At 71.6% G+C, this 8,066-nt stretch carries 6 protein-coding genes, 1 other RNA gene and 1 pseudogene; 6 read left to right on the plus strand and 2 right to left on the minus strand.

The annotated features are described in order from the left end of the window. Nucleotides 1-252 precede the first annotated feature (252 nt). The gene (locus QM633_RS10170; RefSeq protein ID WP_415153643.1) at nt 253-1,194 is read left to right on the plus strand and encodes an HpcH/HpaI aldolase/citrate lyase family protein; all 942 of its coding nucleotides are present in this window, start codon (nt 253-255) and stop codon (nt 1,192-1,194) included. Continuing rightward, a pseudogene (locus QM633_RS10175) lies at nt 1,191-1,688 on the plus strand (general stress protein); the annotation flags it as partial. The gene QM633_RS10170 and the pseudogene QM633_RS10175, both read left to right, overlap by 4 nt. Before the next feature lie 441 nt (nt 1,689-2,129). On the opposite strand, the gene QM633_RS10180 reads toward QM633_RS10175, so the two are convergent. Both QM633_RS10180 and QM633_RS10185 read right to left on the minus strand, forming a co-directional pair. After that, a complete protein-coding gene (locus QM633_RS10180; RefSeq protein ID WP_415153644.1) occupies nt 2,130-3,461 on the minus strand; it encodes a TrpB-like pyridoxal phosphate-dependent enzyme in 1,332 nt (443 codons plus the stop codon). 141 nt (nt 3,462-3,602) lie between these two features. Continuing rightward, nucleotides 3,603-5,108, minus strand: a complete 1,506-nt coding sequence (locus QM633_RS10185; RefSeq protein WP_415153645.1) for an aminopeptidase P family protein — start codon at nt 5,106-5,108, stop codon at nt 3,603-3,605. 89 nt (nt 5,109-5,197) lie between these two features. Between QM633_RS10185 and QM633_RS10190 the strand changes: the two genes are divergently transcribed. The 4 genes from QM633_RS10190 to rnpB all read left to right on the plus strand — a co-directional run. Next, on the plus strand, nt 5,198-5,941 hold the full coding sequence (locus tag QM633_RS10190) for a zinc ribbon domain-containing protein (protein ID WP_415153646.1): 744 nt from the start codon (nt 5,198-5,200) through the stop codon (nt 5,939-5,941). Beyond that, a complete protein-coding gene (locus QM633_RS10195) occupies nt 5,941-6,360 on the plus strand; it encodes a reverse transcriptase-like protein (RefSeq protein ID WP_415153647.1) in 420 nt (139 codons plus the stop codon). Before QM633_RS10190 ends, QM633_RS10195 begins: the two co-directional genes overlap by 1 nt. Nucleotides 6,361-6,369: 9 nt before the next feature. Beyond that, nucleotides 6,370-7,806 carry an RNB domain-containing ribonuclease gene (locus QM633_RS10200; protein WP_415153648.1) on the plus strand — a complete coding sequence of 479 codons (1,437 nt, stop codon included), beginning with the start codon at nt 6,370-6,372 and terminating at the stop codon, nt 7,804-7,806. A 47-nt stretch (nt 7,807-7,853) separates the two neighbouring features. Further along, an RNA gene (rnpB, locus tag QM633_RS10205) (RNase P RNA component class A) lies at nt 7,854-8,066 on the plus strand; the annotation flags it as partial.

Below are 8,066 nucleotides of genomic sequence, written 5' to 3' on the forward strand. Positions count from 1 at the left end.
GGGACCGACCGGGGACGGTTCCTTACTCGGTCCACCCTCACGCCGTGAAGGTGGACCGAGAGGAGAACCGTCCCCGGTCGGTCCGCGAACGGGACAGAACTGCCGCTGGATGCGATCGGCCCGGGCGGGTACGCAGGGTCGGGCCACACAGGGTCGGGTTTGTCTCGTTCCTTGTCGGCGTCCATCGCGCTCTCAGGGACCGCCCAGCCGGGGCACAGCGGGGCTGTCCGGACGCTGCAATAGGCTGGGCCCGTGACCACAAGCCGCGCCGTCCCCCGGCGCACCATCCTGGCCGTCCCCGGATCGTCCGACCGGTTCATCGACAAGGCGCGGACCCTGCCCGTCGATGGGCTGTTCCTGGACCTGGAGGACGCGGTCGCGCCCGCGGTGAAGGTGGAGTCGCGCCGACGCGTCGTCGACGCCCTGAACGGCCCGGCGGGCTTCGCCGCGGGGCTGGTCACCGTCCGGGTGAACGGCTGGGAGAGCCCCTGGACCTACGGCGATGTCATCGAGGTGGTCTCCGGGGCCGGTGGCCGCATCGACGCGCTGGTGCTGCCGAAGGCGCAGTCGGCCGCCCAGGTGCAGGCCCTCGACCTGCTGCTCGCCCAGGTGGAGCAGAACGCCGGCCTGCCGGTGGGCCGGATCGGGCTCGAGGTGCAGATCGAGGACGCCCTGGGACTCCTGCACGTCAACGAGATCGCCGCGGCGAGCCCGCGTCTGGCCAGCCTGGTGTTCGGCCCGGGTGACTTCATGGCGAGCCTCGGCATGGGTGGGCTGAACGTCGGTGCACAGCCGGCCGGCTACCCGGCCGACGCGTTCCACCACGTCCTGATGTCGATCCTCGTCGCGGCCAGGGCGCATGGCCTGCAGGCGGTCGACGGCCCCTTCGTCGCCATCCGCGACGTCGACGGCTTCCGGCGGTCGGCGCAGCGCAGCGCCGCTCTGGGGTATGACGGGAAGTGGGTGCTGCACCCTGCCCAGGTGGAAGCCGGCAACGAGGTGTTCTCGCCGTCGCCCTCCGACTTCGAGCGGGCGCAGCGGATCATGGTCGCCTACGCGCAGGCGACCGACCTGGCCCGGGGCGCCGTGGGCGCGATCGTGGTGGACGAGGAGATGGTGGACGAGGCGGGGGTCAAACTGGCCGCCGCGATCCTGGCCCGGGGGCGGGCCGCCGGAATGGAGGAGACGACATGAGCCAGCCGGTTCCGAGGCTGAGCAGCCTCTTCAAGCTCGAGTACCCGCAGTCGGTCGGGGTGTACGACACCTACGACGACGCCCAGCAGGTGGTGGACTACCTCGCCGACGCGCGCTTCCCGGTCGAGAACCTGTGCATCGTGGGCACCGAGCTCAGATCGATCGAGCGTGTGCTCGGGCGGCGCAGCTGGGGCACCGTGATCGGTCAGGGCGTGCAGAGCGGCATCTCCACGGGCCTGATGATCACCCTGCTGATGTGGGTGTTCATGCCGACGGCGAACTTCGTCCTGCTGGTGGCGTACGCGCTGGCCATCGGCATCCTGGTCGGGATCGCGTTCGCGGCGATCGGCTACTGGATGAGCCAGGGCAAGCGCGACTTCCGCTCCGTCTCCCAGACCATGGCGACCAAGTACGAGGTGCTCGCCGAGCACAAGGTGGCCGGCCAGGCGAAGGATCTGATCGCCGGCATGCCGGGAGCTCGGGCGGCGCAGTTCAACCCGGCCCCGTTCACCCCGGCACCAGGCCACCCGGGGACGTTCTCCGGCCCGCCGACGCCCGCCGCCGCGCCGGGCTACGGGCAGCAGCCGCCGGCCGGTTATCCGCAGGCCCCGGCGGGCTACCCGCAGGACCCCTACGGCCGGCCCGGGTACCCGCAGCAGCCCTACCCCGCGCAGGGCTATCCGCAGGCCTACCCGCACCAGGGCTATGCCGCGCCGGGCTATCCGCCGCCCGCCGCAGGGCCCTACGGCCAGCTCGGGGACGTCCCGTCGGGATTGGGCTATCCCGACCCGATCACGGCGCCGCCGGCCACGCCGGCTTCGGCGGAGCCGGAGACCGAGGAGAAGAAGCCGGACGCCCCGACCTCCTGACCCCGACCACGACGAACGCCCCCGCCCACGCCGAGCGACGTGGACGGGGGCGTTCGGGTTCGTGCGTCAGCTGTCGGCCATGTCCCCGCTGAGGAACTCGGCGTAGGCCGGAAGGTCGAGCTGGCCTGATCCGGAGACTCCGATCACGATCACCGGCGACTCGCCGTCCTCGACGGCCCGTCGCGCCTGTCGCAGGGCGCCGGCGATCGCGTGGTTGGACTCGGAGGCAGGCACGATCCCCTCGCAGCGCGCGAACAGCACACCCGCCTCGAACGCCTCGCGCTGCTTGACCGAGATCGCGCCGATCAGGCCCTCGTGGTAGCAGTGGCTGACCAGCGGGGCCATGCCGTGGTAGCGCAGCCCTCCGGCGTGGACGGGATCGGGGACGAAGTCGGCGCCGAGGGAGTACATCTTCAGCAGCGGCGTCAGGTGCGCGGTGTCGCCGAAGTCGTAGCGGTACTCGCCCTCGGTCAGCGACGGCGCCGCCTTCGGCTCGCAGGCGATGATCTTCGCCTCCGCCCGCCCGTCCAGGTTCTCGCGCAGGAAGGGGAACGCCAGGCCGCCGAAGTTCGAGCCACCACCTGCGCAGCCGAACACGAAGTCGGCGCGCGGCTCGCCGAACAGGGACAGCTGGGTGAGCGCCTCCTGCCCGATCACCGTCTGGTGCAACAGGACGTGGTTCAGGACGCTGCCGAGGGAGTAGGCGGCGTTCGGATCGGTGGCGGCGGCCTCGACGGCCTCCGAGATCGCCATCCCCAGCGAGCCGGTGGTGTCAGGGAACTGCTCGCGCAGGGCGCGTCCGGCGTTGGTGAGTTCGGAGGGACTGGAGTGCACACTGGCGCCGAACGTCTCCATCAGCACGTGCCGGTACGGCTTGCCCTCATACGAACTGCGCACCTGCCAGATCTCGCACTCGAGCCCGAAGATCTGGGACGCGAACGCGAGCGCGGAGCCCCATTGCCCGGCCCCGGTCTCCGTGGTGAGGCGGGTGCGCCCGTCCAGCTTGTTGAAGTAGGCCTGCGGAACGGCCGAGTTCGTCTTGTGCGATCCGACCGGCGAGGCGCCCTCGTACTTGTAGTAGATCCGCGCCGTGGTGCCCAGCGCCTGCTCCAGCCGCCGGGCCCGGTAGAACGGGGACGGCCGCCACAGCCGGTAGATGTCGTGCACCTCTTTGGGGATCTCGATCCAGCGCTCTGTCGACGCCTCCTGCGCGATCAGGCCCATCGGGAACAGCGCGGTCAGATCCTCCGGAACCAGCGGCTGCTGGGTGCCGGGATGCAGGTGCGGCGGCGGGGGAGTCGGCAGGTCGGCGACGATGTTGTACCAGTACGTCGGCATCTGCGACTCGTCCAGGACCACCTTGGTCTGCATCGGGTCGGGTCGGTTCAGGTCATCCATCGTCCTCGCCGTTCTCCTTCGCCACTCGGCTGTACGTCGGTGCGGCCGGGCGACGTTGACCGGCCGTGGAGCACTCTAGGGCGAAACCCGTAGCCGGTGGCGGTGATCCCAGCCCGTGTTGCCGGTGGTCCGCCAGGTTGGTCAGCGGGAGAGGATCCCGGCCATCCATGCCTCGATCGCGTCGGGGTCGCGGGGCAGGTGCTCGGAGAGGATCTCGCAACCGTCCTCGGTGATCACGATGTCGTCCTCGATCCGCACCCCGATCCCGCGCAGTTCCTCGGGCACCAGCAGGTCGGTGCCCTTGAAGTACAGGCCGGGCTCGACGGTGATCACCATGCCGGGGCGCAGTTCGGCGTCCCGGTAGTTCTCCTGGCGGGCCTGCGCGCAGTCGTGCACGTCGAGCCCGAGGTGATGGGAGGTGCCGTGCACCATCCAGCGGCGGTGCTGCCCACCGGTGGCCGGGTCGAGCGACTCCTCCGCAGTGACGGGCAGCAGTCCCCAGGCCTCGAGGTGCTCGGCGATCACCCTGACGGCGGCGGCATGGACATCGGAGAACCGGTTGCCGGGCCGGGCCGCGGCCATGCCTGCGGCCTGCGCGGCGAGCACGGCCGCGTAGACCCTGCGCTGGGCGGGGCTGAAGGTACCGGAGACCGGGAGCGTCCGGGTGATGTCGGCGGTGTAGAGCGACTCCACCTCGACGCCGGCGTCCATCAGGAGCAGGTCGCCGTCCTTCACCTCGCCGTCGTTGCGGATCCAGTGCAGGGTGTTGGCGTGGTCGCCGGCGGCGGCGATCGTGTCGTAACCGACCGCGTTGCCGAGATGGCGGGCGTGCAGCCCGAACACGCCCTCCACCCAGCGTTCTCCCTTGCCACGGCGAACGGCCTCGGGCAGCTCGGCGACGACGGCCTCGAAACCGATGGCCGTGTCGGCGCACGCCTGCCGGAGCTGGTCGAGCTCGAAGGCATCCTTCACCAGGCGGGCCTCGGAGAGCGCGACCGCAAACTCGTCGTCGGCGGCGATGGCCGCGGTGGCGGCCACGTCCGCCTCCGCCCTGAGGGCGTCCAGCCGGGCGGTGACCGCCTCGTCCGCCTCGCGGAGCAGCCGGACGGTGATGGCGCCGAGGTTCTTGCCGAGGGCGTTGTCGAACTCGGAGATCGGCGCGCTGGAGATCCCCGTCATGGCGGACATCTCGGCCAGCGACTCCCTGGTGCCCACCCACATCTCGCCGTAGCGGGAGTCGGCGTAGAACTCGGGGTCGGTGCGCGGGGCGCGCGGCTTGAAGTACAGCGTCGCCTCGTGTCCGGTGTCGGTCGGTTCGAGAACGAGGACGGCGTCCGGCTCGCGATCACCACCCAGCCCGGTGAGCCAGGCGAAGGCCGTGTGCGGACGGAACCGGTAGTCGGTGTCGTTGGCCCGCACCTTGAACCCGCCGGCCGGGATCACCAGCCGCTCCCCGGGGTAGGCCTCGGCGAGGGCGCGGCGACGCAGCGCCGCCGGCCGGGCGGCCGGGAGCTCCTCGGGGAGGTCGGCGGGATAGGGCGCCCATCCCTGCGGGATGAACTCGGTGAACGCCTCCGAGAACGGAACCTGCCGGTTGGGCAGGGCGGGCTGTTCGGTGTCGGTGGGCTCCTCGGTCATGGTCGGCATGCTATCCCGCGGCCGAGGTCGGGCCGCCCGGGGGTCGCGGGCAGCGGCCACCCACTAGAGTCGGACTCCACAACTCCAGGAGGCTCATGATGTTGGCTGATCCCGCCGCGCAGCTCCGCCTGCTCGACCTGCAGGCGGAGGACACAGCCATCGCCCAGCTCGAGCACCGCCGCCGGTCCCTTCCCGAGCACACCGCCCTCGCCGAGGCGCGGGTGGTGCGCAGCCGCCTGGGCGAGTCCTTGGTCGCGGCCCGGACGACGGTCGGCGACCTGCAACTCGACGTCGAGAAGGCCGAGGCCGACCTGGTCCCGGTGCGTGAGCGGCAGGCGCGCGACCAGCAGCGGGTGGATGCCGGCACGGTGACCGATCCCAAGCAGCTGAACGCGCTCCTGGAAGAGATCGCCCACCTCGGGCGACGCATTTCTGACCTGGAGGACGTCGAGCTGGAGGTGATGGAGCAGCTGGAGGCCGCCACGGCCGACCAGGACCGCATCGCCGCGGAGCTGTCCGAGCTGGAGACCTCGATGCGGGGCCTGATCGCGTCCCGGGACGAGCAGGTCGCCCGGATCGACGCCGAACAGGCCGCGCACCAGGCTGCGCACGACACGATCGCCGCCGACATCCCGGCCGACCTGTTGGCGCTCTACGACCGGATCCGCCCGCGCTCGGGGGGCGTGGGCGCCGCCGCGCTGACGGGGCGCCGCTGCGGCGGCTGCCAGCTGGAGGCAACGCAGAGCGCGCTGGTCGGCTACGCGGCGGCGGCACCGAACGAGGTGCTGCGGTGCGAGGAGTGTGAGCGCATTCTGGTCCGGACCTCTGCCGTCGTGGCCTGATGGCCCGCCGGCTCGTGGTCGAGGCGGACGCGGGCTCGCGCGGCGATCCGCGAGGGGCGGCGTACGGGGCCGTGCTGCGGGATGCGCAGACCGGCGAGGTTCTGAACGTCGAGGCCCGCCCGCTGGGGATCGCGACCGACGGCGTCGCCGAGTGCTCCGGGCTGATCGCAGGCCTCGAGATGGCCCGCGCCGTCGATCCGGACGCGGCCGTGGAGGTCCGGATGGACTCCCGGGTGGTGGTCGACCAGCTGACCGGGAACGGGCGGGTGGTACGGCCGGAGCAGGCCCCGCTCGCCCAGCGAGCCCGGGAACTGTACCCGTCGGCGAGGATCACCTGGACCTGGGTACCGCGGGAGCAGAACGCGGCCGCCGCCCTGGTCGACGCCGCACTGGACGGACATCCACGCACCCGACGCTGAGGAGGAATCGTGCCCAGTCGATACGTCTCGCTCCAGACCAGTGAGCCGCCCGCGCTGAGGGAGGGACTGCGCCGGCTCCGCGCCACGCTCGGAGTGCCGGCCCAGTTCCCGCCCGACGTGCTGGCGGAGGCCGCGCACGCCGCGGCCAACCCCGTCCTGCCCACGACAGACCGCACGGACATCGAGTTCGTGACGCTCGACCCGGAGGGCTCGACCGATCTCGACCAGGCGTTCCACCTGGCGAGGACCGGAACGGGCTTCCGCCTGCTGTACGCGATCGCGGACGTCGCCGCTTTCGTCAGTCCCGGCGGGCACCTCGACACGGAGGCGCACAGTCGGGGCGAGACCCTGTACTCCCCCACGCGGAAGACGCCGCTGCACCCGTCGGTGCTGTCGGAGGGGGCGGCCAGCCTGCTGCCGGACCAGCTGCGTCCGGCCCTGGTCTGGGAGCTCGAGTTCGACGCCGACGGCCAGACCACGTCCACCAGGGTGGCACGGGGACTGGTCCGCAGCAGGGCGAAGCTCAGCTACGTCGGTGCCCAGGCCGCGCTGGATGCGGGAACCGGCGGGGAGCAACTGGAGCTGCTGCGGACCCTCGGCACGCTGCGGCTGGATCTCGAGGCGGCCAGAGGCGGAGTGAGCCTGTCGGTGCCGGAGCAGGAGGTCGTTGCGACGAAGGATCGCTGGGCGCTGCAGTTCCGTGCGCCGCTGCCGGTCGAGGACTGGAACGCCCAGCTGTCGCTGGCCACGGGCATGGGCGCGGCGTCGCTGATGCTCGCGGGTGGAGTCGGGATCCTGCGGACGCTGCCGCCGGCGCGCGACGGGTCGCTGGCCAAGCTACGCCGCACGGCTGCCGCGCTCGGCATCCGCTGGCCACCGTCGCAGGGCTACCCCGCGTTCGTGCGCAGCCTGGACGCGTCCGTGCCCGCGCAGGCAGCGATGCTGAACGCCTGCACCACGCTGTTCCGCGGCGCCGGCTACCAGGCGTTCCGGGGGACGATCCCTTCCCAGCCGTTGCACGCAGCGATCGCCGCGCCGTACGCGCACACCACCGCGCCGCTGCGCAGGCTCGTCGATCGGTACTGCGGCGAGATCTGCGTGGCGATCAGTGCCGGCGTGGAAGTGCCCGACTGGGTGACCTCGACCATGGCAGAGTTGCCGCCGGCGATGGACGACGCCGACCGTAGGTCCAAGAAGTACGAGCGGGGGATCGTCGACCTCGTGGAGGCGCTCGTGCTCGCTCCCCGGCTGGGCCAGTCGTTCAGCGGCACGGTCCTCGAGGTCGATCCGGAGGACGACCTCGGCGTCCTGCAGCTGCCCGATCCCGCCGTGGAGGCGAAGGTGAAGGGCGCCGACCTCGTTCTCGGCGAACAGGTCTCGGCCACCCTGGTTTCCGCGGACCTGCTGTCGGGCAAGGTCGAGTTCAGGATTCTCGATCCGGCCTGATCCCCTCGCCGTGGAGGTGGGTGCGGGTCCGGTAGGCTGGCCGCGGACGAGTCGGCCGGGTGATCGCGGCGCAAGTCGAGGAAAGTCCGGACTCCACAGGGCAGGGTGGTGGGTAACGCCCACCCGGGGTGACCCGCGGGACAGTGCCACAGAGAACAGACCGCCCCGCGCGAGCGGGGTAAGGGTGAAACGGCGGTGTAAGAGACCACCAGCACCCCAGGTGACTGGGGTGGCTCGGTAAACCCCACCCGGAGCAAGAC

Source organism: Propionicimonas sp. (genome assembly GCF_047606205.1).
Lineage (GTDB): Bacteria > Actinomycetota > Actinomycetes > Propionibacteriales > Propionibacteriaceae > Propionicimonas.